This window comes from Hafnia alvei (assembly GCF_964063325.1).
Classification (GTDB): domain Bacteria; phylum Pseudomonadota; class Gammaproteobacteria; order Enterobacterales; family Enterobacteriaceae; genus Hafnia; species Hafnia alvei_B.
On record NZ_OZ061315.1, the window covers coordinates 4,113,539 to 4,138,993 of the forward strand.

Annotated in this window: 9 protein-coding genes and 3 pseudogenes; 4 read left to right on the forward strand and 8 right to left on the reverse strand. The window is 49.1% G+C overall.

Annotated features, from left to right (window positions below):
* Positions 1-13: 13 nt before the first annotated feature.
* The 4 genes from AB3Y96_RS19225 to AB3Y96_RS19240 all read left to right on the forward strand — a co-directional run bounded on the left by AB3Y96_RS19225 (position 14) and on the right by AB3Y96_RS19240 (position 5,731).
* Entirely contained in the window at positions 14-2,320 is a 2,307-nt protein-coding gene (locus tag AB3Y96_RS19225) for an Orn/Lys/Arg decarboxylase N-terminal domain-containing protein (RefSeq protein ID WP_367299969.1), read from the forward strand.
* A 106-nt stretch (positions 2,321-2,426) separates the two neighbouring features.
* The gene (locus AB3Y96_RS19230) at positions 2,427-2,720 is read left to right on the forward strand and encodes a YtcA family lipoprotein (protein ID WP_072308493.1); all 294 of its coding nucleotides are present in this window, start codon (positions 2,427-2,429) and stop codon (positions 2,718-2,720) included.
* 12 nt (positions 2,721-2,732) lie between these two features.
* Complete coding sequence (mdtN, locus tag AB3Y96_RS19235; RefSeq protein WP_367299970.1) at positions 2,733-3,752, forward strand: multidrug transporter subunit MdtN; 1,020 nt, start codon at positions 2,733-2,735, stop codon at positions 3,750-3,752.
* An 11-nt stretch (positions 3,753-3,763) separates the two neighbouring features.
* Entirely contained in the window at positions 3,764-5,731 is a 1,968-nt protein-coding gene (locus AB3Y96_RS19240; RefSeq protein ID WP_367299971.1) for an FUSC family protein, read from the forward strand.
* A gap of 97 nt (positions 5,732-5,828) precedes the next feature.
* Here the strand turns inward: AB3Y96_RS19240 and AB3Y96_RS19245 are convergent, their stop codons facing one another.
* From AB3Y96_RS19245 to AB3Y96_RS19280, 8 genes and pseudogenes are all read right to left on the reverse strand, one after another.
* Complete coding sequence (locus AB3Y96_RS19245) at positions 5,829-6,257, reverse strand: hypothetical protein (RefSeq protein WP_367299972.1); 429 nt, start codon at positions 6,255-6,257, stop codon at positions 5,829-5,831.
* 260 nt (positions 6,258-6,517) lie between these two features.
* Positions 6,518-10,267, reverse strand: a pseudogene (locus tag AB3Y96_RS19250) (beta strand repeat-containing protein); the annotation flags it as partial.
* Positions 10,268-10,285: 18 nt separating this feature from the next.
* Positions 10,286-11,887, reverse strand: a complete 1,602-nt coding sequence (locus tag AB3Y96_RS19255) for an inverse autotransporter beta domain-containing protein (RefSeq protein ID WP_367299973.1) — start codon at positions 11,885-11,887, stop codon at positions 10,286-10,288.
* A gap of 392 nt (positions 11,888-12,279) precedes the next feature.
* Entirely contained in the window at positions 12,280-16,263 is a 3,984-nt protein-coding gene (locus tag AB3Y96_RS19260; protein ID WP_367299974.1) for an inverse autotransporter beta domain-containing protein, read from the reverse strand.
* A gap of 1,457 nt (positions 16,264-17,720) precedes the next feature.
* Positions 17,721-17,992: pseudogene (locus AB3Y96_RS19265) on the reverse strand (helicase-related protein); the annotation flags it as partial.
* A 245-nt stretch (positions 17,993-18,237) separates the two neighbouring features.
* Positions 18,238-18,336, reverse strand: a pseudogene (locus AB3Y96_RS19270) (DUF1471 domain-containing protein); the annotation flags it as partial.
* A gap of 53 nt (positions 18,337-18,389) precedes the next feature.
* Complete coding sequence (locus AB3Y96_RS19275) at positions 18,390-18,818, reverse strand: hypothetical protein (protein ID WP_367299975.1); 429 nt, start codon at positions 18,816-18,818, stop codon at positions 18,390-18,392.
* Between the two features lie 312 nt (positions 18,819-19,130).
* The gene (locus tag AB3Y96_RS19280; RefSeq protein ID WP_367299976.1) at positions 19,131-25,385 is read right to left on the reverse strand and encodes an inverse autotransporter beta domain-containing protein; all 6,255 of its coding nucleotides are present in this window, start codon (positions 25,383-25,385) and stop codon (positions 19,131-19,133) included.
* Positions 25,386-25,455: the final 70 nt, after the last annotated feature.

Here is a 25,455-nt window from a genome sequence, read left to right on the forward strand (position 1 = left end):
GATAGGACTAAAAATGATTGAATTAAATCATCTCAAAAAACGTAAAGTGTTAGTGGTAAATAGTAACATTGCAAATAAACAGACCGCTAATGGACAGGCTATCTGTAATTTAATCGAGGCTCTAGAAGAAAGAAATCTCTCGGTTGTTATTGCAACAACCTACACCGATGGGATCGCCAGCATCAGCTCTGACGCCTCTATTTGCTGTGTATTTGTAGATTGGACTTCTGAAGAGAACGATACTGAGTCACACAGCCAAGCATTAAAACTGTTGCAAGAAGTTCGTCGTCGAAATAAAACAGTGCCGGTATTATTGATGGCAGAGCATGCCTGCCTCGAGACGCTAACGCTCGAAACGATGGAGTTAGCGAATGAATTTATCTGGATGCAAGAAGACACCGCAGAATTCATCGCTTCACGCAGCATCGCGTTAATCAAAAAATATTTCGACCAGCTATTACCGCCATTCACAAAAGCCCTATTCAACTACACCAACGGCTCGCCTGAATATTCATGGGCTGCCCCCGGTCATCAGGGCGGTGTCGCGTTTACCAAATCGGCGGTTGGTCGTGAGTTCCTTGATTTCTTCGGCGAAAATCTTTTCCGTACCGATACCGGGATTGAACGTGATTCGCTTGGATCGCTGCTCGATCACAGCGGCCCAATAAAAGACTCCGAAGCCTATGCTGCCAGAGTATTTGGAGCCCACCAAAGCTATTCCGTTCTGAACGGCACATCAGGTTCTAACCGTGCCGTCATGTCAGCCGTCGTTGGAGAGGGCCAATTTGCGCTCTGCGACCGTAACTGTCATAAATCTATCGAGCAAGGGCTGGTGATGACCGGCGGGATCCCGGTGTTCTTCATTCCAACACGTAACCGTTTTGGCATCATTGGGCCGATCCCTAAGTCACAGTTCCAACCAGAATCTATCCAGCAGAAAATCGATGCGCATCCACTGAAACAGCTTGCCGTTGACCCTAAACCGGTTTATTCCGTGGTCACCAACTGTACTTACGACGGTATGTGCTACAACGCAAAACAGGCTCAAGATCTTCTGGCTGAGAGCGTCGATACTATTCATTTCGATGAAGCTTGGTATGCCTATGCACGCTTTAATCCACTCTATCGCGATCGTTTCGCGATGCGTGGAAATCCTGCAGAGCATGACGCAGCCGGTCCAACGGTATTTGCTACGCAGTCGACTCATAAGCTTTTAGCGGCGCTTTCTCAGGCTTCCTACATTCACATTCGTAATGGCAAAAAACCCATTGAACACTCGCGTTTCAATGAGTCTTACATGCTGCAATCCACCACCTCACCGCTGTATGCCATTATCGCGGCCAATGAAATTGGTGCAGCCATGATGGATGACCAGCAAGGCGAAGCGCTGACTCAGGAAGTGATTGATGAGGCGGTCGATTTCCGTCTTGCACTCGCCAAAGTTCACGCCGCCTTTGCCGCTAAAGGGGAATGGTTCTTCTCTCCGTGGAATGCGCCAGACGTGATTGATGCTGCAACGGGCAAAAAAGTGCCGTTCATGAGTGCGTCTAAAGAACAGCTCACCACCGATCCTGAGTGCTGGGTACTTCGTCCGGGCGAAAATTGGCATGGTTTTGAACAGTTGGAAGACGATTGGTGCATGCTCGACCCAATCAAAGCCGGCATTTTAGTACCAGGCATGGGCGACAACGGTGAGATGCAGGAAACCGGTATTCCTGCCGCTGTTGTCACCGCATTCCTGTATCAGCACGGCATCGTTCCATCGCGCACTACAGATTTCATGGTGTTATGTCTGTTCTCCGTGGGGATCACCAAAGGCAAGTGGGGAACGCTGATCAACGTTCTTATCGAATTCAAAAAACACTACGACAGCAATACGCCGCTGTCGGTCTGTCTGCCCGATCTTGCCGCATCTCATGCTGAGAACTATGCCGGTATGGGCATGAAAGATCTGTGTGATGAGATGTTTGCTTACATGAAAACCAGCCAGATGGATAAGCTTCAGGCAGCCGCCTTCAGCCATATCCCAACGCCGGTTAAACTCCCTCGCGCCGCTTTCCAAGATCATATGGCTGGGCGCTGCGAATTACTGTCGCTTGATAGACTTGCCGGACGTATTTCCGCCGTTGGGGTGATCCCTTACCCACCGGGTATTCCGATCGTGATGCCAGGCGAAAGCTTCGGCACCACTGAGCAACCATGGCTGCAATATATTTACAGCATTGCACAATGGGGCAAAAAATTCCCAGGGTTCGAAAAAGAACTCGAGGGTGCCGAGCTGAAAGATGGCCAATATTATATATGGGCACTGAAAGACTAAGTCACCCGATAAAATAATCTACAGAGGAGATTCTTTAAGGATCTCTTCTGTTTCATTTCTATTAGCCACTTCGTCACTTTATGAAAAATCCTATGCAGAAATTTATATGCAGAAATTAGCGACTAAATGGATCAAGTTCCATTCAGCAAAAGCGATCGGTTTAGTTTGTATTATTCTTTCTCTAACTGGTTGTTCCTATGCACCATCAATAGTTCTCTTTGGCGCATCTTTTCCTGACTGGCTGATATGTTCAGGCATTGGCGTTATCGCTATGACACTCATGCACACAATATTAAGAAAAGGAGAGCACCAGTGCTGGCTTGAGCCTGCCGTGATTGTCTATCCCTGTGTTACCGCTCTCAGCGCAATGTTGACTTGGTTATTATTTTTTACCCATTAAGAGAAATACAGAATGTCCCTTAAGAATAAATTTTATATTTTTTTTCTCATATTAATAACGCTAATTGCGCTATGCATTGTGATGTTAAAGATCGATGAAGCCCCACAGACTGACGATGCTTATATCTATGCCGATACCATTAATGTGGTTCCTGTTATTGAAGGGCATATAGTAACGATCCCCGTTAAAGATAACCAACTGGTTTCCAAAGGCGATCTGCTGTTTAAAATCGACCCAAGACCCTATGAACATGCCATCGAATCTGGCACCGCTCAGCTTGCTACCTTAGATGAACAAATAAAGCTCGCACAGCGAACCGTTGATGCCCAGCAATACAATGCTCAGGCCGTTTCAGCGAAAGAAGTCAGCGCCAAAGAGAACTACCTGCAGGCACTCAGCACCTACCAACGTATATTGGCGCTTAAAGGCAAGGGATACGTTTCTGCGGAAGAGTTTGATCAAGCTAGAACGGCAAAAAATAGCGCCGAGGCTATGTATAAAGCCTCTCGCAGCGAAGTAGAACAGGCCAAATCAGCGGTAAGCAGCGTAGATGCACTCATTGCGCAGCGTAAAGTTGTCTGCGTGGATATCGCAAAAGCCCAATTAAACCTTGAATACAGTGAAATTCGTGCGCCTTTCGATGGCCGAGTGACGTCCCTGAATACCACAATTGGGCAATATGCGTCGCCGCAGCAGTCGGTAATGACGCTCATTGATACCCAAGCATGGTATGTGGTGGCTAATTTTCGTGAAACCGACCTAAAAAATGTCTGTAATGGCGTTCCTGCGCGCATATACGTCATGGGTGATACCGGTAAATCCTTTAGCGGCAGCGTTGATTCCGTAGGCTACGGCGTATCTCCCCAAGATGGCGGCGTGAGCAACGGCCTCCCTTCAGTAGCACGCACCATCAACTGGGTGCATGTATCCCAACGCTTTCCTGTCAAAATTCGCGTCGATAACCCAGAGCCTGCGCTATTTCGCGTTGGTGCCTCGGCGATTGCCATCGTCTATCGAGATACCGCACCCTAGAGGAAATCAGAATGAAATCATTTGACCTCTTCGTCTCTCGATTTTATCAGGGGCTTGGGTTTTATCCGGGCCGAGCAAATCAGATCCTGCGAACCACCGTGGCCTGTATCATTGTGGTTATTCTCAGCCAAACGTTACAGATCCCCGATCTAGCGCTATCACTTATCGTGGTCTTTTTTGTCACCCAAACCAATATTGTGGTGACCAAACTCACCGGCCTATTTTTTATTATTTCTATCGCGCTGGCCGTAGCAGCGTCGCTGTTAATTTTAAAAATAACTTGGGACGTGCCTTTTTTACGCATTTTACTGGCATCATTGGTGGCTTTTATTAGTCTATTTATGATGCGAGCCTCAAAATATGGCGTGATATTCTACTTAGTTGCTCTAATCGTTATTTTTTCACAAAGCTTTGTTGATGTAAGCTCAGATTCAGAAGAAATCATCAGAAACATTTTATGGGTATGGGTGGCGATGAGCTATGCCATTGCCGTCACTCTCATTATTAATGCTTTATTTCTTCCCTCAGAGCCGGAGAAATTACTCAATAAAACGCTTATATCGCAACTTAACCATATAGCGGATCTCTTAACTCCTAGCAATGAACTCAAGAGAAAAGAAAATACCCTCGCCTCGATTGGGCAAGATTTACAATCGCTGTATAAACTACTGCAATATACTAAATCCCGCGATCGACTAAGTTCCAACGATCATACGGCGCAGTTAGCAATGGTGACAATGGTTTCTGAACTACGCTCTCTTTCGTGCCATTTGCCTGTGGAATTGATTAACCCCAAAGCCCGCGACGCGGCCTTAAGTATTAAGTCTGTTTGCGAAGGTATGGTAGCCTGTTTAAAAACTCCCTCAGTTTGCCATACACCAACGATCATCAATACGAATGCTGAAAATGTCACCTTAAACCAAATGGCAAAGGTGATAAATAATTACGATCAAAATAAAAATGTCTCTTACGACAATAGCCCGAGCCCAAAGAAAAATTTCTCATTCTTCGTTCCTGATGCATTCTCAAATAAAATCTATGTTACCTATGCATTAAAAACATTACTTAGCGCACTGATTTGCTATATTTTTTATACCGCCACTGACTGGTTTGGTATTCACACCATCATGCTGACCTGCCTCGTTGTGGCCCAGCCCGGTTTAGGAAAAACGCAGCGAAAAATCACGCTACGTTTATTAGGTGCTATTGCCGGAAGTATTGCGGCACTGATTGCCATTGTTTTTATTCTGCCAAATTTAACCACGCTATTTGGGCTGCTATTACTTTCAGTTCCTATCTTTATGCTTTGTTCATGGGTTGCCACTGGCCCAGAGAATATTAGCTATGCTGGCATCCAAATGCTGCTGACCTTCTCACTCGCCGTACTCAATGGTTTTACGCCGGTCAACGATCTCACCGAGGTACGCGACAGAATTGTCGGCGTTATTCTAGGCATTATTATCGCAGGGCTGATTCAAACCTTAATCAAGCCCGAAAGAAATGGCGAAGTATTACAGCTTAAACTCGCTGGCCTAATGGATTTAATGAAAACCAGCCTATCCATGAAAAATGCTGCCGAAGATAAACGAGGCGCGTTAATGGTGAGCTTTAAAGGGTGTAAGGATTTAGCCACCGAGATTGCCCTTGAGCCCACTTGGATGAAAGCAGAAGGTTCCCATGATGCAACCTGCCAGAAACTACAGGAGATCCTACAACAGGCGAAAAGCATGCTGATCAATACCGATTCGGTGGTGCTTTGGTGTCAGCAAAACGCGCCTGTTAACCCCGAAATTGGATGTTTTATCCAGCAAAATGTAGAAAATATCGGCGTTATAGTTAAGCGGCTAAAAACGGGGGAGAAAAACGATAATATGACTCTGCCTGATTTACCGGAAGGGCTATCCAAAGAGGTATCGACTATGCTCACTTTGCTCAGTGACTCAATTTATAGCTTTTGGTTGCTTCTTCGCGAGATATAATTCGTTCTACAATTAATGAATGAACCATTATTCTGTAACAATAAAGGGAGTCCGTGTGATTACGCGGACTCCCTTTTAATTTGTCATAAATTATCAATCAATGAGCGCCGCCCGCGCGTTTTAGCTTGCAGCTATTCATAAACTCCGCATCTCGGTTTTTAATGACCTCCGCCGTTTTGTCATCAACATCGACGGGAACACCCATATCATTCCAAGCTGATACGCTTAAAACTCGGTATGAAGATAATACACCATCAACGGGGACCCTAAACTCCAACGTTCCATTGGCTTTTATTGGACCAAGATTGACTACCTTCGCACTGCTTGGCATACAGTTTTTATCAATAGTGATATAAGTCACTGCACTATGCGGCAATGTTTCTGAACTATTATTCTCCATGGTGCCACCAATTTCATAATGCCCATTGGCACCAAGCCCCATATGAAAGGCTAGATTAACGTCGGATTGAGCAAAACAAGTGAAACTTGTGGTAAGTAGCAGGGCTGAGAGAAACTTAACCTTCATATTTTTCCTCATTATTTAGTGCTTCATATTAAAGTAATTTAGTGGTTGAACACTTAGCAAATCGCTTCATAAAGCCTTTAACCAGTCACATAGCGGCGCTATATAACATCAAAAAGAATAACACCCGATGAATTTTCATTGGGTGTTATCAAATTTAAAAATAATTTTTAGTTGGATAGTTCAGCTGAATTAACTTGTCACTACCCCCCCCTAAGTTCTCCCTCCTATGCTCAACGAAGGGAGAAGATAAGCTCAAAAGATTAAAGATCGCGCTGACACACTGCCTGAGTCGAGCTCGCTGATGACAATTGTTCAAGGACGCCATTGAACAGGTTAACAGCACTATAATATCCAGCTTGAGGAATCGTAGCCGTCCAAGAATGGTTTGGGAAGTCAGCGTCGAATGCTAAAATATTCCCCCACTCACTCCAGAGCCCGCCAAGAGTACCGCGAGTTCCATCCGAAGAGACTGAACCTGTCAGTTGCCCCGCAGTAGGTACAATGTAACCTTTACTACTACAGTATTTGCTGGCGTCATCAAAATTAACGGTTTGTGACTCACCTTTGCTGATGTACCATTCTTTTAGCGTAAAGCTAAATGTAATTATATTTCCCGCACCACTCTTGGGTGTACCCGTGATGATAACCTTACTTTTATTCCCCTCACTGATAAAGCTTACGACACCATTACTAACCGACACCCATGACGCATCTGATTCCCAGTTGAACTCCTCCGCCAATGCATATTCAATATTTAATGTAAATTGAGCTCCTTTAAAACCAATGGTTGGAAAACCGCTGTTAAGAGCAAAATTATATCCATTAACCTCAATATTTTTTAGTGCGGGACTCCCAATAACCTTACCAGCATCTCCGCCGGTAGTATTATTGCCGTCGCCTGTCTGCGCAGTGTTCACCGTCGTACTGTTGCCGTACACATCGGCCCCGTTCTTCGCTCGGACGGACACTTCCAACACCTGACCCGCATTGCTGCCGTCGATGGTGTAGCTTGGGATCACGCCGCTCTGGCTGATTGCGTTGCCCTCACCGTTTTCTACAGCGTTGGCGGTTGAGCCTTTCACGCCCCACTGGTATTCCGACGTATCGGTTGCATTACCGGTGTTGGCCGCAAAGGTATAGCTGCCGTTTAACGCTTCGCCCACCTTCAGCGTGCCGCTCATGACCACGTCGCTGATGCTCGGTGCTGCCTGCTCATCGGTGATATTGCCGTTACCGTCGCCGCCTTCGGTGTTATTGCCACCGCCGATTTGCGCGGTATCTACCGTGGCGCTGTTGCCGTACACATCAGCCCCGTTTTTAGCCCGCACGGACACTTCCAACACCTGACCCGCATTGCTGCCGTCGATGGTGTAGCTTGGGATCACGCCGCTCTGGCTGATTGCGTTGCCCTCACCGTTTTCCACTGCGTTGGCGGTTGAGCCTTTGGCGCCCCACTGGTATTCCGACGCATCGGTTGCATTACCGGTGTTGGCCACAAAGGTGTAGCTGCCGCTTAGCGCTTCACCCACGTTCAACTTGCCGCTGATAGCCACGTTGCTGATGCTCGGTGCGGCCTGCTCATCGGTGATATTGCCGTTGCCGTCGCCGCCTTCGGTATTATTGCCACCGCCGATTTGCGCGGTGTCTACCGTGGCGCTGTTGCCGTACACATCGGCCCCGTTTTTAGCCCGTACCGACACTTCCAACACCTGACCCGCATCGCTGCTGTCGATGGTGTAGCTTGGCACTACGCCGCTCTGGCTGATGGCGTTGCCCTCACCGTTTTCCACTGCGTTGGCGGTTGAGCCTTTCACGCCCCACTGGTACTCCGATGTATCGGTTGCATTACCGGTGTTGGCCGCAAAGGTGTAGCTGCCGCTCAGCGCTTCGCCCACGTTCAACTTGCCGCTCATCGCCACGTTGCTGATGCTCGGTGCAGCCTGTTCATCGGTGATATTGCCGTTGCCGTCGCCGCCCTCGGTGTTATTGCCACCGCCGATTTGCGCGGTATCTACCGTGGCGCTGTTGCCATACACATCAGCCCCGTTTTTCGCTCGGACGGACACTTCCAGCACCTGACCCGCATTGCTGCCGTCGATGGTGTAGCTTGGGATCACGCCGCTCTGGCTGATGGCGTTGCCCTCACCGTTTTCCACTGCGTTGGCCGTTGAGCCTTTTACGCCCCACTGGTACTCCGATGTATCGGTTGCATTACCGGTGTTGGCCGCAAAGGTGTAGCTGCCGCTCAGCGCTTCGCCCACGTTCAACTTGCCGCTCATCGCCACGTTGCTGATACTCGGTGCAGCCTGCTCATCGGTGATATTGCCGTTGCCGTCGCCGCCTTCGGTATTATTGCCACCGCCGATTTGCGCGGTATCTACCGTGGCGCTGTTGCCGTACACATCAGCCCCGTTTTTCGCTCGGACGGACACTTCCAACACCTGACCCGCATTGCTGCCGTCGATGGTGTAGCTTGGGAGCACGCCGCTCTGGCTGATGGCGTTGCCCTCACCATTTTCCACTGCGTTGGCGGTTGAGCCTTTCACGCCCCACTGGTATTCCGACGCATCGGTTGCATTACCGGTGTTGGCCGCAAAGGTGTAGCTGCCGCTTAGCGCTTCACCCACGTTCAACTTGCCGCTCATCGCCACGTTGCTGATGCTCGGTGCGGCCTGCTCATCGGTGATATTGCCGTTGCCGTCGCCGCCTTCGGTGTTATTGCCACCGCCGATTTGCGCGGTGTCTACCGTGGCGCTGTTGCCGTACACATCAGCCCCGTTTTTAGCCCGTACCGACACTTCCAACACCTGACCCGCATTGCTGCTGTTGATGGTGTAGCTTGGGATCACGCCGCTCTGGCTGATTGCGCTGCCGTTGCCGTTGGCGACTACATCTGCCGTCGAACCTTTCACGCCCCACTGGTATTCCGACGTATCGGTTGCATTACCGGTGTTGGCCGCAAAGGTGTAGCTGCCGCTCAGCGCTTCACCCACGTTCAACTTGCCGCTCATCGCCACGTTGCTGATGCTCGGTGCGGCCTGCTCATCGGTGATATTGCCGTTACCGTCGCCGCCTTCGGTATTATTGCCACCGCCGATTTGTGCGGTATCTACCGTGGCGCTGTTGCCGTACACATCAGCCCCGTTTTTAGCCCGTACCGACACTTCCAACACCTGACCCGCATTGCTGCCGTCGATGGTGTAGCTTGGGATCACGCCGCTCTGGCTGATGGCGCTGCCGTTGGCGACTACATCTGCCGTCGAACCTTTCACGCCCCACTGGTATTCCGACGTATCGGTTGCATTACCGGTGTTGGCCGCAAAGGTGTAGCTGCCGCTCAGCGCTTCACCCACGTTCAACTTGCCGCTCATCGCCACGTTGCTGATGCTTGGTGCGGCCTGCTCATCGGTGATATTGCCGTTGCCGTCGCCGCCCTCGGTATCGTTGCCGCTATCGTCCGGAACCGTGGTGACCGTCAGCGTATTCCCTAAGGTTTCCACCCCGTTACGCGCCTGAACCGACAGCTCTTTTACCTGCCCAACATCGCTGGCGATCAACGTATAGCTCGGCACGCTGCCTGAAGTAACGATAGTTTCAGCGCCATTCAGCCCTGTGGTCTGCCCCTTATTCCCCCATTGGTAAAGGGAAGTATCTTGCGTATTGCCGTTGTTGCTATCGAACTGATAATGACCCGCTAGCTGCTCGCCTAACGCCAGCTTGCCGCTCATGGTTAAGCCGCTGATCATCGGCGCTCTGCCCACATACAGCGTCGCCGGGGCGATTTTGATGTTCTGGATTTCAGGCGTGAGTTTGTATTCCCCCATGGTTTCGCCCGCCGTGACGGTGGCTTTATAGGTGCCCAAGTGATTCACATCTTCGCTGAAGCTGCTGACTGTAGCATCGGACTGGGCACGACCAGACTGGCTGACCGTGGTTTTAATATCGCCCGCTACGCCGCTGATCGGGTGGTTATTGGCATCGCGCAACACCAGCGTCAGTTCAGCCGTTGAGTGGCCGTCGTTCGGTAACTAAAGCTCCATCGGGGTTAGCATGCTGTTAACCGTACTTACCGCCGCCGAGGAAACAACAACCATACTTTCCGCTTTTGGTGATGCATTGCCGGATTTATCGTAGGCAACGCCGCTCACCACATAGCTGTTGTTGGCATCGTTGCCGTATTGATATTCAGGAATAATGACGTTGAACTGCTGCTCAGAAACCTGAACAATCTGCCCGCCCTGACTCAGCAGTTCAGGCGCGGTCCACTCAATGCGCTCAACGCCGTTGGTGCTGTTGACCGACACGCCCAGCGATTTACTTTCACCGCTGTAGCCGCTGATTTGCGAAGCTAACCGGAGGCTGATGGTGTCTTTTTTGCGGTATTCCAACACGATGTTGTTGTTACGCTCGACAAAATCGTAGCGATTCGCTGCCAAGCTGCGGCTCGCGGCCAACAGGCTGCTATCCAACTGCTGACCTAACGGCGCACCAAACACATAGTTCAGATCGATACCGAAACGGGTGTCGTTTTGATTGCTTTTACCCATGCGGTGGTCGACGTTGAACTTCATCAGCGGGAAAGGCGAATAGTTAACGCCAGCCGTCACCGCTACCGGATCTTTTTGCTGATTATCTTTACCAAACAGCCCGACGCGGTCGCCGTAATACTGTTCATACACCAGCTTGCCGCCGATCCCCGGATAGGCAGGTAAATAGCCTTCAGTACGAATATCCCACCCGTTGGCCGGGCGTTCTTCGTAGTTATCGAAGTCCGGTGAGTTTTTCCAGTTGGTCAAACGCATGTAGGCGTTAGCGGCCACTTTGAGGAAATCGCGCTGATATTCGGCACCGAGGCCTAAACGCGAGTGGCTGCGTGACCAGTCGTGGTCGAAGAAGGTGTTGGCGCCCAGCAAATAGGTGCCTTCAAAATAGCGGTAACCCAACCCCAGGTTGGACTGGTTGCGGCTGTCGGTATGATGTACCGAGCCCTGAGTAAACACCTGATGCGCATTGTTTTCCCACAGCGGATATAGCACATCCAGCTCAGAATTTTTTAGTGAGAAATCACGGTCGGCATCCAATTTTACCCGCGCTTTTCCCTTGCCGTTCAGCCAGCTGGCCACTTCTTGATTCGCTTTGCTGTTCGCTGCACCCAACGCTTGGCTGCGCGCCAAATCTTTCGCGCTGTCGCTGTTGGGATTGTTTTGTAAAAAATGACCGGCCTGCTGGGCACGCTGAGCCAGTGCTGCGCTGTCATCACTGCCAGCATCAGTGGCGATGCTTTTGGATTGGACGGGAACGTCGATCTCATCCCCAGCGCGCACTGATTCAAAGCCGTGGGCAAAGGTTCGATATTGATTCAGCGTTTTAAGCTGTGCCACGGTGAGCTGATATTTTTCTGCTATCTGAGCAATCGTATCCCCAGGCTGTAACACGTAGGGAATAGTTTTCGCCGGGGCGCTGGTCGTGAGGAATTTTTTGTCTTCTGTTTCAGCTCTTGCGACCATCACCGGAGTAAATGACAGGGCCAAGGGGAATACAACCTGCATACCAATATTCAGGTGTGCAATGGCGCGGATATATCTTTTACCTATTTTTATTTCACTGGCAGATGGGGGTTTGTTTTTCATAAATAACTCTATAGGAGAGAATGATAATCAATGCGAATTAAGCAATAATGACTTTTAAAATAATGAGATAGCTCGTAAAACAAAATTGTTTTTTCACTCCATCAATATAAAAATGAAAGTGATAGCCATACAAAAAATAAAAAGACTTGCTTAGCATAAGATAATTCTTACCTAGCAATTAGTATATGAGAGCGCAACTATATGAATGCCACCAAACACCTACGCATGTAGGAAAACAATAAATCACCGAACGCTTCCATGAACAATAAACATTACCTAAATAGAGCATTATTACTAATAAATAAATATTGATACTTAACAAAATAAGTGCCTGATAAAAATCAGGCACTTTATAGTTAAAACATAAAACTAGAAATTAAAAATAGCTTTTTTTACTCTCCAGATTCAGAAACAACAAATCTAACCCTATTAACCAGCTCATTTCCTTTTACCTCATAGCCCTGTAAAACGTAGCCATTTGGTATGTTGTAAACGCTTGTAGTTAAGTTGTCATAAATTGAGGCAGGCTGTTCACCACAACTTTCCTGCGAGCCATTCTTATATTTATATATAATTTGACCTACACCGGTGCGGTTACCATAGTCTCGTGAAATACCTGTTTTCACCGTAATTGACGTTACATCTCTCACATTCCGGATAATAAGAGGACTTCCCCCGGTGCCACCCACGCCACCCATGCTATCTACCGCAAATCCGCACTGCATAGAAATCATGTAATCAGGGGGAGTAACAATATCACTACCGCTCTTATCGCCAGCTATTGTTCCACCATAATACGGGGAATATTTCAATGCGGTGATGGTAACCACTGCTTTAGCCTCAAACTCGTTATTTTTATATAACCCATAGGCCACCACATTTGTTTTCCCAGCATTAACACCGGTTACAACGCCTGAACTATTTACAGTCGCAACACTGCTATTTTCTGTTTTCCATTTTATTTCAGAATAAGGAACGGTAACGTTTGTTCCATTAGGTCCTTTGGCATTCAGCGAGAACTGATAAGATAACGTTTCACCTAGCGTTCGATTACCGGGAACAACGTTAAATTGATACTTATCAATTATCTGACCTTTATAGCCATCATCAGTATTATTACCGCCGCCTGCTTGCGCAGTCGTCACAGTTGAAATATTACCAATAACGCTGGCGCCATTTTTCGCGCGCACCGTGGCTTCTAATACCTTACCCACATCCGTATTCGCAATAACATAGTCTGGCAATGTGCCACTTTTACTAATCACTTTGCCTTTATTACTTTCAATTTGGCTTTTCGTGGTACCCACGGTTCCCCATAGATATTCTGACTTGTCGAGCGTATTTCCAGTATTCGCCGCAAAGATGTAGCTACCTTTCAGAGTTTGGCCGGAATTTAGCGTGCCGCGAATTATCAGATTGCTGATGCTTGGCGCTGCCATTGGGTCGATAACCGTGCCGCCGGGGCCCCCTTTATCGGTTTCGTTGCCGTCAGTACCCGGTACTGAGGTGACCGTGGCGCTGTTGCCGTAAACGCTGGCACCGTTTTTGGCACGTACCGACATTTCCAGTACCTGACCTGCATCGCTGCTTTGGACCGTGTAGCTTGGGATGGTGCCGCTTTGCTCAATCGCGCTGCCGTTCTCGTTCGCAATCACACCTGCCGTCGTTCCTTCCACGCCCCACTGGTATTCCGAGCGGTCGGTTGTATCGCCGGTATTCGCCGCAAAGGTGTAGCGACCGTTCAGCTGTTTACCCACCAACAGCTCGCCGTCGATCTTCACGTTGCTGATGCTTGGTTCAGCCATTGGGTCGATAACCGTGCCGCCGGGGCCCCCTTTATCGGTTTCGTTGCCGTCAGTACCCGGTACTGAGGTGACCGTGGCGCTGTTGCCGTAAACGCTGGCACCGTTTTTGGCACGTACCGACATTTCCAGTACCTGACCCGCATCGCTGCTTTGGACCGTGTAGCTTGGGATGGTGCCGCTTTGCTCAATCGCGCTGCCGTTCTCGTTCGCCACCACGTTTGCCGTGGAGCCTTCCACGCCCCACTGGTATTCCGAGCGGTCGGTTGTATCGCCGGTATTCGCCGCAAAGGTGTAGCGACCGTTCAGTTGTTTACCCACCAACAGCTCGCCGCTGATAGCCACGTTGCTGATGCTTGGCGCTGCCATTGGATCGATAACCGTGCCGCCTTCGCCGCCGTTTTCAGAGGTCACCGTCAGGATATTCCCCAACGTATCGACTCCGTTACGCGCCTGAACCGACAGCTCTTTTACCTGACCAACATCGTTTGCGACCAGCGTATAGCCCGGCACGCTGCCTGAAGTAACAATAGTCTCAGCGCCATTCAGCCCTGCGGTCTGCCCTTTATTGCCCCACTGGTAGAGAGACATATCTTTCGGGTGCCCGCCGCCATTATTGAACTGATAGTCTCCCGTTAGCTGCTCACCCAGCTCCAGCTTGCCGCTTATGCTCAAATCGCTGATTGCCGGTGTGCTGCCGACATACAACGTCGCTGGCGCAATTTTGACATTATGGATTTCAGGCGTGATTTTATATTGGCCCATATTTTCGCCCGCCGTCACGATGGCGCTATAGGTGCCCATACGGGTCATGTCTTCGCTGAAAGCACTCACCGTGGCATCTGGCTGACCGCGACCCACGGGACTTAGCGTGGTTTTGATGTCATCGGCGATACCACTGACGAGGTGATTGTTCGCATCACGCAATACCAGCGTCAATCTAGCCGTAGAGGTACCGTCGTTCGGTAGCTGTAGCTCCATCGGGGTGAGCGTACTATTAAGAATGCTCACCGCCGCTGATGACACGATCACCAAGCTTTCTGCCTTAGGCGATGCATTGCCGGATTTATCGTAGGCAACGCCGCTCACCACATAGCTGTTGTTGGCATCATTACCATGTTGATATTCAGGAATGATCACGTTGAACTGCTGCTCAGAAACCTGAACAATCTGCCCGCCCTGACTCAGCAGTTCTGGTGCGGTCCACTCAATGCGCTCAACGCCGTTGGTGCTGTTGACCGACACGCCCAGCGATTTGCTTTCACCGCTGTAGCCGCTGATTTGCGAGGCCAACCGGAGGCTGATGGTGTCTTTTTTGCGGTATTCCAACACGATGTTGTTGTTACGCTCAACGAAGTCATAGCGATTCGCGGCCAAGCTGCGGCTCGCGGCCAACAGGCTGCTATCCAACTGCTGACCTAACGGCGCGCCAAACACATAGTTCAGATCGATGCCAAAGCGGGTGTCGTTTTGATTGCTTTTACCCATGCGGTGGTCGACGTTGAACTTCATCAGCGGGAACGGCGAATAGTTAACGCCGGCCGTCACCGCTACCGGATCTTTTTGCTGATTATCTTTGCCAAACAGCCCGACGCGGTCGCCGTAATACTGTTCATACACCAGCTTGCCGCCGATCCCCGGATAGGCAGGTAAATAGCCTTCAGTACGAATGTCCCAACCGTTAGCCGGGCGTTCTTCGTAGTTATCGAAATCCGGTGAGTTTTTCCAGTTGGTCAAACGCATATAGGCGTTAGCGGCCACTTTGAGGAAATCGCGCTGATATTCGGCACCGAGGCCTAAACGCGAGTGGCTGCGTGACCAGTCGTGGTCGAAGAAGGTGTTGGCGCCCAGCAAATAGGTGCCTTCAAAATAGCGGTAGCCCAACCCCAGATTGGACTGGTTGCGGCTGTCGGTATGATGTACCGAGCCCTGCGTAAACACCTGATGCGCATTGTTTTCCCACAGCGGATACAGCACATCCAGCTCAGAGTTCTTTAATGAGAAATCACGGTCGGCATCGAGTTTTACTCGTACTTTTCCCTTGCCGTTCAGCCAGCTGGCGACTTCCTGATTCGCTTTGCTGTTCGCTGCACCCAACGCTTGGCCGCGCGCCAAATCTTTCGCGCTATCGCTGTTGGGATTGTTTTGTAAAAAGTGACCGGCCTGCTGGACGCGCTGAGCCAACGCAGCGCTGTCATCACGCGCCTTATCGGCAGCACTATTTTTGGCCTGTACTGGCACATCGATCTCATCCCCAGCGCGCACTGATTCAAAGCCGTGGGCAAAAGTTCGGTATTGATTCAGCGTTTTAAGCTGTGCCACGGTGAGCTGATATTTTTCTGCTATCTGAGCAATCGAATCCCCAGGCTGTAACACGTAGGGAATAGTTTTCGCCGGGGCGCTGGTCGCGAGGAATTTTTTGTCTTCTGTTTCGGCTCGAGCAACCATTACCGGAGTAAATGACAGAGCTAACGGGAATACGACCTGCATACCGATATTCAGGTGTGCAATGGCGCGGATATATTTTTTACCTATTTTTATTTCACTGGCAGATGGAGGTTTGTTTTTATTCATATAAAACTCAAGAAAATTAATAATAAACAAATAATATTGATTGGTTTTCTACCTTGAAGGAGATCACCACTAGAAAACTAATTAAATGGCCCAGTCGGCCTGCGAATCATATAATTAAACGTAAGCTAAACATCCTTTCTCCGTTGTATTAGATGATATTTCACATACAGAAAACCCCAACGCAATACAGGTTGTTAATACATATATGCGCATTAGGATTGTTTAAACATTGGATTGCATGAGGACATCAGTCTACTTTCCGCATCAGAGCGTCACTCTATCGATGAAAAAACAAACTGAGTCCAATAATAAAAATGAGTCAAACAGCGAGACTTGGCCCACCCCTATCGAGATTGCATTCCATTTTTTCGCTGTCTTCAACCTCCTTTTGAAAACGTGCCATCCCCTTTTCAATATAAATACCGAAAACCATTTCATGCCATCGCGTTAGCCAACGCCATCAGCAATTTGATTGGGGGATGAATTCTTTGATTTCTTAGTTAAGAAATTCCATTTTTGCGGGCTGCCATCCTAGCGATAAATGCATAATTACATGGATAAATATTGAACATAACGGCCATCTATACCCCGTTCTAGATCAATTAATAACCACTACATCAGTGTTGATTTCGGATCATTATAATGATTTTTTTGATATTGCGATTATATTATCTGTAAAATCACAAAAAACGATATTAAATTCTGATTAATTGTTTTTTATTCAAAATGAAAGAATATTATTTGAAAAAATAAGCAAATCGGGGATTGTTTGTATCGAATTTATTTTTTAACGGGGGTTGTTTCATTAACGTTTAGATTTCATAAATCTATTTAAAATTTAATTTCTCATATTATAAAAATAATAAAATCACAATAAAAAATATTTAGCATTTAGATTTCATTTAAATTATGGTCTTAAGTAAATTATTGTAAGTAATATATTTCCTACATCTTTAATTGATAATCCTCACTGACAAACGGTCTATGATCATTTTTTAATCATAATTAACGTACATATTTAGCGACATATCTATCTAATACACCGACCATTTAAATCCATACAACACACGAGAAAAATCACATTACTTATAATAAACCTAGGATTATTAAGTGTATATAGGAACGCCATAGCATCACTGGAGCCATTGGCCTACAGGTGTAAGAATAGAAATGCTAATTCCGGCATTGATAATAACCAACGTTAATACTTATGAGTAAAGCCTGTTATACAGAGAAAATTCATTTTTCATTACGTAAAGATAAGTATGACTCTATTTTATGTCACAGATAATATTTAAATATAAACATAGTGAATCATATCCCACCATTATGATTGGAGAGAGAAAAACGATTAGCAATTTATTTATTAAAATCAAGAATTATAACCAGAGTGATTTTTGGTTAACGAAGGAAATAAATGGGGGGACGAGCCTCCTTGGTGAATGGAGGAGGCTAGAAAGGAGACGCGCGGCGAAGTAGGTTGCCACCAACATACGGCAGCTGCGATTAGAGAAACGCACCAACACCCGATCGCGTTCACGCTGTTCTAAATCACCGTGCAGAGCCAGTACGCTAATATTCTGCCCAGACAACGCCTCGTAGACGTCTTGGCAATCACGTTTGGTATTAACACCACGCATGATGCCGGTTGCAGATTGCTCAGCAGAGCCTGTAGCAACGCTAATTTCTCACCGCGTGAGGTTTCATAAAACTGTTGTTCGATATCTGGCAGCGTCAGGGAAGCAAAAGATGGGGTCACACAGGCTACTTTAATCAAACAAAAATAAGGGGGGAGCCCGTTGGCCGCTTAACGCGACTATAGACTCGTCGCACCAGTGAACTTGTACTCATAGGCGAACATAGTAACTAAGAAGCGGTGGGTAAAGCAGAGGTAAAAATAGACAGCGTGATGAGAGATAAAATGCGGGGACAATCCCTGCTAATGAATTCGTGCAGTGTAGCTGTAGCCTTACGCTATTTGTATACATCCGCAATCGCGCTTATTTTGCCGTGCACACAGCCTACGATGCTCACGTAGTATTTACCGCCTTTCTGGTCTGCCAGCTTAGACAAGACGTCTTTAGTGATCCATGACTCTAGAATAATAAGGTGTCATATTGTATCAATTAATGGACAGTGCCCGCGCGTTTTAGCTTGCAGCTATTCATAAACTCCGCATCTCGGCTTTTAATGACCTCCGCCGTTTTGTCATCAACATCGACGGGAACCCCCATATCATTCCAAGCCGATACGCTTAAAATGCGGTATGAGGATAATATGCCCTTAACGGGGATCCTAAATTCCAACGAGCCATTGGCTTTTATTGGGCCAAGATTCGCTATTTTCGCATCGCTTGGCACACAGTTTTTATCAATTGTGATATAAGTCACCGCGCTATATGGCAACGTTTCTGAGCTGTTATTTTCCATAGTGCCACCAATTTCATAATACCCATTGGCACCGAGTCCCATATGAAAGGCAAGGTTAATATTAGATTTTGCAATGCAAGGGATATTTATTATAAGCATAATAAATGCCAAAAAAAATAATTTCATTCTCTTTCCTCTGATTTTATTTTTTAGAAAATTGAGATTCGATTTTGAAGTTACTAGAAAACACTTATAAATTACGATCTAAAAATAACACATCAACTATGTGCATTAAATAAACACACCTCGTCACAAACGTTATCACACGTAACTTAATCTAATGAACAACACCTATCATCAAAAAAAATAAAAACTATATTTAATAAATAATTACCATTTATATTACTGTTTTTTTATTTTATTAAAGCAATGCCTGATTTATTCACCAGACATTGCTTTTCATAAGTAGAAAAATAACAACCGGGCGTTACACCTTATTTATTGCGAGCAAATGAAAGGCAAATAATTTGTGTCTGGCATACTGGTATCCTGCTTACCAGAATTAATCTGTACTAGATAATGATTTGTTGGTTGATCAGTCCTATTCGTACTGGTCCAATAGTATTTATCTGGCCATCCATATGTTGTACTTACATTATTTACGCTATTTGATATTGATTGGTAATTACTTAGAGTAGGGAGTTTACCTGTACCACAGAAACTTTGAGCATTATTGTTCCTCATGGTTGCCCATAATTCACCGTTAGCAGATACACTGTTGCTATCGTTAGCTTCAGATGACAAGTATGGTCTTTTAAATGATTTACCACCTGCTGTAATACTGTCAGACATATGCCCCCAATAATTAGCGTATTGAGAATCAGGACTTGTCAATACAGTAAACGTAACTGCAGCCTTTTGTGATGGTAAATCGCCTGTCGCTACAGACAACTGATACTGCAATCCTTTACCATCAGGATCCGTTAAATTAATAACAACCTGTCCATCGGAATCAGTCTTATTTGATATTAATGTAGTACTACTTTTACCGTTCATTTCCAGAGTTGCAGTTTCCGCTCTATCCTGACGATTAGCAGCGCTTGATACTTCGATATCAAAAGTAATGCCTTGTAGCGGAACACCTTTTTTATCTACTGCACTTAGCGTCATATTTATTGACTGACCAACTTGCACTTTGCTTTTGCTAAGATTAACAGTGAAATTACTTGCTTCAATAATAATTTCCCCATTATTACCGCCCTCGGTGTTGTTGCCGCCACCCGTTTGTGCGGTGTTCACCGTGGCGCTATTACCGTACACATCAGCTCCGTTTTTAGCCCGTACCGAGACTTCCAACACCTGGCCTACATCGCTGCTGTCGATGGTGTAGCTTGGCACTACGCCGCTTTGGCTAATCGCTTTGCCTTCACCGCTTTCCACTACGCTTGCGGTTGAGCCTTTGGCGCCCCACTGGTACTCGGAAGTATCCGTTGGGTTACCGGTCTTAGCATCAAAGGTGTAGCTGCCGATCAGCGCTTCACCCACCGCCAGCTTGCCGCTGATAGCGACGTTGCTGATGCTTGGTGCAGCCTGCTCATCGGTGATACTGCCGTTGCCATCGCCGCCCTCGGTGTTATTGCCGCCGCCAGTCTGCGCGGTGTTTACCGTGGCGCTGTTGCCATACACAGCGGCAGCGTTTTTAGCTCGGACGGAAACTTCCAGCACCTGACCCACATCGCTGCTGTCGATGGTGTAGCTTGGCACTACGCCGCTTTGGCTGATTACTTTGCCTTCACCGCTTTCCACTACGCTCGCCGTTGAGCCTTTGGCGCCCCACTGATACTCGGAAGTATCCGTTGGGTTACCGGTCTTGGCATCAAAGGTGTAGCTGCCGCTCAGCGCTTCGCCAACCGCCAGCTTGCCGCTGATAGCCACGTTGCTGATGCTTGGCGCTGCCGTTTCATCAACGATCGCACCACCTTCGCCACCGCCCTCGGTGTTGTTGCCGCCACCCGTTTGCGCAGTGTCTACCGTAGCGCTGTTACCGTACACATCGGCAGCGTTTTTAGCCCGTACTGAGACTTCCAGCACCTGACCCGCATCGCTGCTGTCGATGGTGTAGCTTGGCACTACGCCGCTTTGGCTAATCGCTTTGCCCTCACCGTTTTCCACTACGCTTACGGTTGAGCCTTTGGCGCCCCATTGATACTCGGACGTATCGGCTGGGTTACCGGTCTTGGCATCAAAGGTGTAGCTGCCGCTCAGCGCTTCACCCACCGCCAGCTTGCCGCTGATAGCCACGTTGCTGATGCTTGGTGCAGCCTGCTCATCGGTGATATTACCGTTACCGTCGCCGCCTTCGGTGTTATTGCCGCCGCCAGTCTGCGCGGTGTCTACCGTGGCGCTGTTGCCATACACATCGGCAGCGTTTTTAGCTCGCACAGAAACTTCCAACACCTGACCCACATCGCTGCTGTCGATGGTGTAGCTTGGCACTACGCCGCTTTGGCTGATTGCGCTGCCGTTGCCGTTTTCCACTACGCTTGCGGTTGAGCCTTTGGCGCCCCACTGATACTCAGAAGTATCCGTTGGGTTACCGGTCTTGGCATCAAAGGTGTAGCTGCCGCTCAGCGCTTCGCCAACCGCCAGCTTTCCGCTGATAGCCACGTTGCTGATGCTTGGTGCAGCCTGCTCATCGGTGATACTGCCGTTGCCATCGCCGCCCTCGGTGTTATTGCCGCCGCCAGTCTGCGCGGTGTTTACCGTGGCGCTGTTGCCGTACACATCGGCAGCGTTTTTAGCTCGGACGGAAACTTCCAGCACCTGACCCACATCGCTGCTTTGTAAGGTGTAACTTGGCACTACGCCGCTTTGGCTGATTGCTTTGCCTTCACCGCTTTCCACTACGCTTGCGGTTGAGCCTTTGGCGCCCCACTGGTACTCGGAAGTATCCGTTGGGTTGCCGGTCTTAGCATCAAAGTCATAGCTGCCGCTCAGCGCTTCGCCAACCGCCAGCTTGCCGCTGATAGCCACGTTGCTGATGCTTGGTGCAGCCTGCTCATCGGTGATACTGCCGTTACCGTCGCCGCCTTCGGTGTTATTGCCGCCGCCAGTCTGCGCGGTGTTTACCGTGGCGCTGTTGCCATACACATCGGCAGCGTTTTTAGCCCGCACCGAGACTTCCAACACCTGACCCACATCGCTACTGTCGATGGTGTAGCTTGGCACTACGCCGCTTTGGCTGATTACTTTGCCTTCACCGCTTTCCACTACGCTCGCCGTTGAGCCTTTGGCGCCCCACTGATACTCGGAAGTATCCGTTGGGTTACCGGTCTTGGCATCAAAGGTGTAGCTGCCGCTCAGCGCTTCACCCACCGCCAGCTTGCCGCTGATAGCCACGTTGCTGATGCTCGGTTCTGCGGTCTCATCGGTGATACTGCCGTTGCCGTCGCCGCCTTCGGTGTTATTGCCACCGCCAGTCTGCGCGGTGTCTACCGTGGCGCTGTTGCCATACACATCGGCAGCGTTTTTAGCTCGGACGGAAACTTCCAACACCTGACCCACATCGCTGCTGTCGATGGTGTAGCTTGGCACTACGCCGCTTTGGCTAATCGCTTTGCCCTCACCGTTTTCTACTACGCTCGCCGTTGAGCCTTTGGCGCCCCACTGGTACTCGGAAGTATCCGTTTGGTTACCGGTCTTGGCATCAAAGGTGTAGCTGCCGCTCAGTGCTTCACCGACTGCTAATTTGCCGCTGATAGCCACGTTGCTGATGGTTGGCGCTACAGTTTCATCAACAATCACGCCGCCTTCACCACCGCCCTCGGTGTTGTTGCCGCCGCCCGTTTGTGCGGTGGTCACCGTGGCGCTGTTACCGTACACATCGGCACCGTTTTTAGCCCGCACAGAAACTTCCAACACCTGACCCGCATCGCTGCTGTCGATGGTATAGCTTGGCACTACGCCGCTTTGGCTAATCGCTTTGCCGTTGCCGTTTTCTACTGCGTTGGCGGTTGAGCCTTTGGCGCCCCATTGATACTCGGAAGTATCGGTTGAGTTACCCGTGTTGGCCGCAAAGGTGTAGCTGCCGCTCAGTGCTTCACCGACCGCCAGCCTACCGCTGATAGCCACGTTGCTGATGGTTGGCGCTACAGTTTCATCCACAATCACGCCGCCTTCACCACCGCCCTCGGTGTTGTTGCCGCCGCCCGTTTGCGCAGTATCCACCGTGGCGCTGTTGCCATACACAGCGGCACCGTTTTTCGCTCGGACGGAAACTTCCAGCACCTGACCCGCATCGCTGCTGTCGATGGTATAGCTTGGCACTACGCCGCTTTGGCTAATCGCTTTGCCGTTGCCGTTTTCTACTGCGTTGGCGGTTGAGCCTTTGGCGCCCCACTGGTACTCGGAAGTATCGGTTGAGTTACCCGTGTTGGCCGCAAAGGTGTAGCTGCCGCTCAGTGCTTCGCCGACCGCCAGCTTACCGCTGATAGCCACGTTGCTGATGGTTGGCGCTACAGTTTCATCAACAATCACGCCACCTTCACCACCGCCCTCGGTGTTGTTGCCGCTATTGCCCGGAGCCGTAGTGACCGTCAGCGTATTCCCTAAGGTTTCCACCCCGTTACGCGCCTGAACCGACAGCTCTTTTACCTGCCCAACATCGCTGGCGACCAGCGTATAGCCCGGCACGCTACCTGAAGTAACGATGGTCTCAGCGCCATTCAGCCCTGTGGTTTGCCCTTTATTGCCCCATTGGTAAAGAGAGGCATCTTGTGCATTGCCGCTGTTGCTATCGAACTGATAATGACCCGATAGCTGCTCGCCTAACGCCAGCTTGCCACTCATGGTTAAACCGCTGATCACCGGTGCTCTGCCGACATACAGCGTCGCTGACGCAAGTTTGGCATTATGGATTTCAGGCGTAATTTTATATTCACCCATATTTTCGCCCGCCGTGACGGTGGCGTTATAGGTGCCCATGCGGGTCATGTCTTCACTAAAAGCACTCACCGTAACATCTGGCTGGCCGCGACCCACGGGACTTAACGTGGTTTTAATATCATCAGCGACACCGCTGATGAGATGATTGTTCGCATCACGCAATACCAGCGTCAATCTAGCCGTAGAGGTACCGTCGTTCGGTAGCTGTAGCTCCATCGGGGTTAGCATGCTGTTAACCGTACTCACCGCAGCCGAGGCAACAACCACTAAGCTTTCCGCTTTTGGCGATGCATTGCCGGATTTATCGTAGGCAACGCCGCTCACCATATAGCTGTTGTTAGCATCGCTGCCATATTGATATTCAGGAATGATCACGTTGAACTGCTGCTCAGAAACCTGAACAATCTGCCCGCCCTGACTCAGCAGTTCTGGCGCGGTCCACTCAATGCGCTCAACGCCGTTGGTGCTGTTGACCGACACGCCCAGCGATTTACTTTCACCGCTGTAGCCGCTGATTTGCGAAGCTAACCGGAGGCTGATGCTCTCTTTTTTGCGGTATTCCAACACGATGTTGTTGTTACGTTCGACAAAGTCGTAACGATTCGCGGCCAAGCTGCGGCTCGCGGCCAACAGGCTGCTATCCAACTGCTGACCTAACGGCGCGCCAAACACATAGTTCAGATCGATGCCAAAGCGGGTGTCGTTTTGATTGCTTTTTCCCATGCGATGATCGACGTTGAACTTCATCAGCGGGAAAGGTGAATAGTTAACGCCGGCCGTCACCGCTACCGGATCTTTTTGCTGATTATCTTTACCAAACAGTCCGACGCGGTCGCCATAATACTGTTCATACACCAGCTTACCGCCGATGCCCGGATAGGCAGGTAAATACCCTTCAGTACGAATATCCCAACCATTAGCCGGGCGTTCTTCGTAGTTATCGAAGTCCGGTGAGTTCTTCCAGTTGGTCAAACGTACGTAGGCGTTGGCGGCCACTTTGAGAAAATCGCGTTGATATTCGGCACCAAGGCCTAAACGCGAGTGGCTGCGTGACCAGTCGTGGTCGAAGAAGGTGTTGGCGCCCAGCAAATAGGTGCCTTCAAAATAGCGGTAGCCCAACCCCAGATTGGACTGGTTGCGGCTGTCGGTATGATGCACCGAACCCTGCGTAAACACCTGATGGGCGTTGTTTTCCCACAGCGGATACAGCACATCCAGCTCAGAGTTTTTTAGTGAGAAATCACGGTCGGCATCCAATTTTACCCGCGCCTTTCCCTTGCCGTTCAGCCAACTGGCCACTTCTTGATTCGCTTTGCTGTTCGCTGCACCCAACGCTTGGCCGCGCGCCAAATCTTTCGCGCTGTCGCTGTTGGGATTGTTTTGTAAAAAGTGACCGGCCTGCTGGGCACGCTGAGCCAGTGCTGCGCTGTCATCACTGCCAGCATCAGTGGCGATGCATTTGGATTGGACGGGAACGTCGATCTCATCCCCAGCGCGCACTGATTCAAAGCCGTGGGCAAAGGTTCGATATTGATTCAGCGTTTTAAGCTGTGCCACGGTGAGCTGATATTTTTCTGCTATCTGAGCAATCGTATCCCCAGGCTGTAACACGTAGGGAATAGTTTTCGCCGGGGCGCTGGTCGTGAGGAATTTTTTGTCTTCTGTTTCAGCTCTTGCGACCATCACCGGAGTAAATGACAGGGCCAAGGGGAATACAACCTGCATACCAATATTCAGGTGTGCAATGGCGCGGATATATCTTTTACCTATTTTTATTTCACTGGCAGATGGGGGTTTGCTTTTATTCATATATAACTCAAGAAAATTAACAATAAACGGCTAATATTGATTGGCTTTCTAACTTGATGGGGAACGTGAC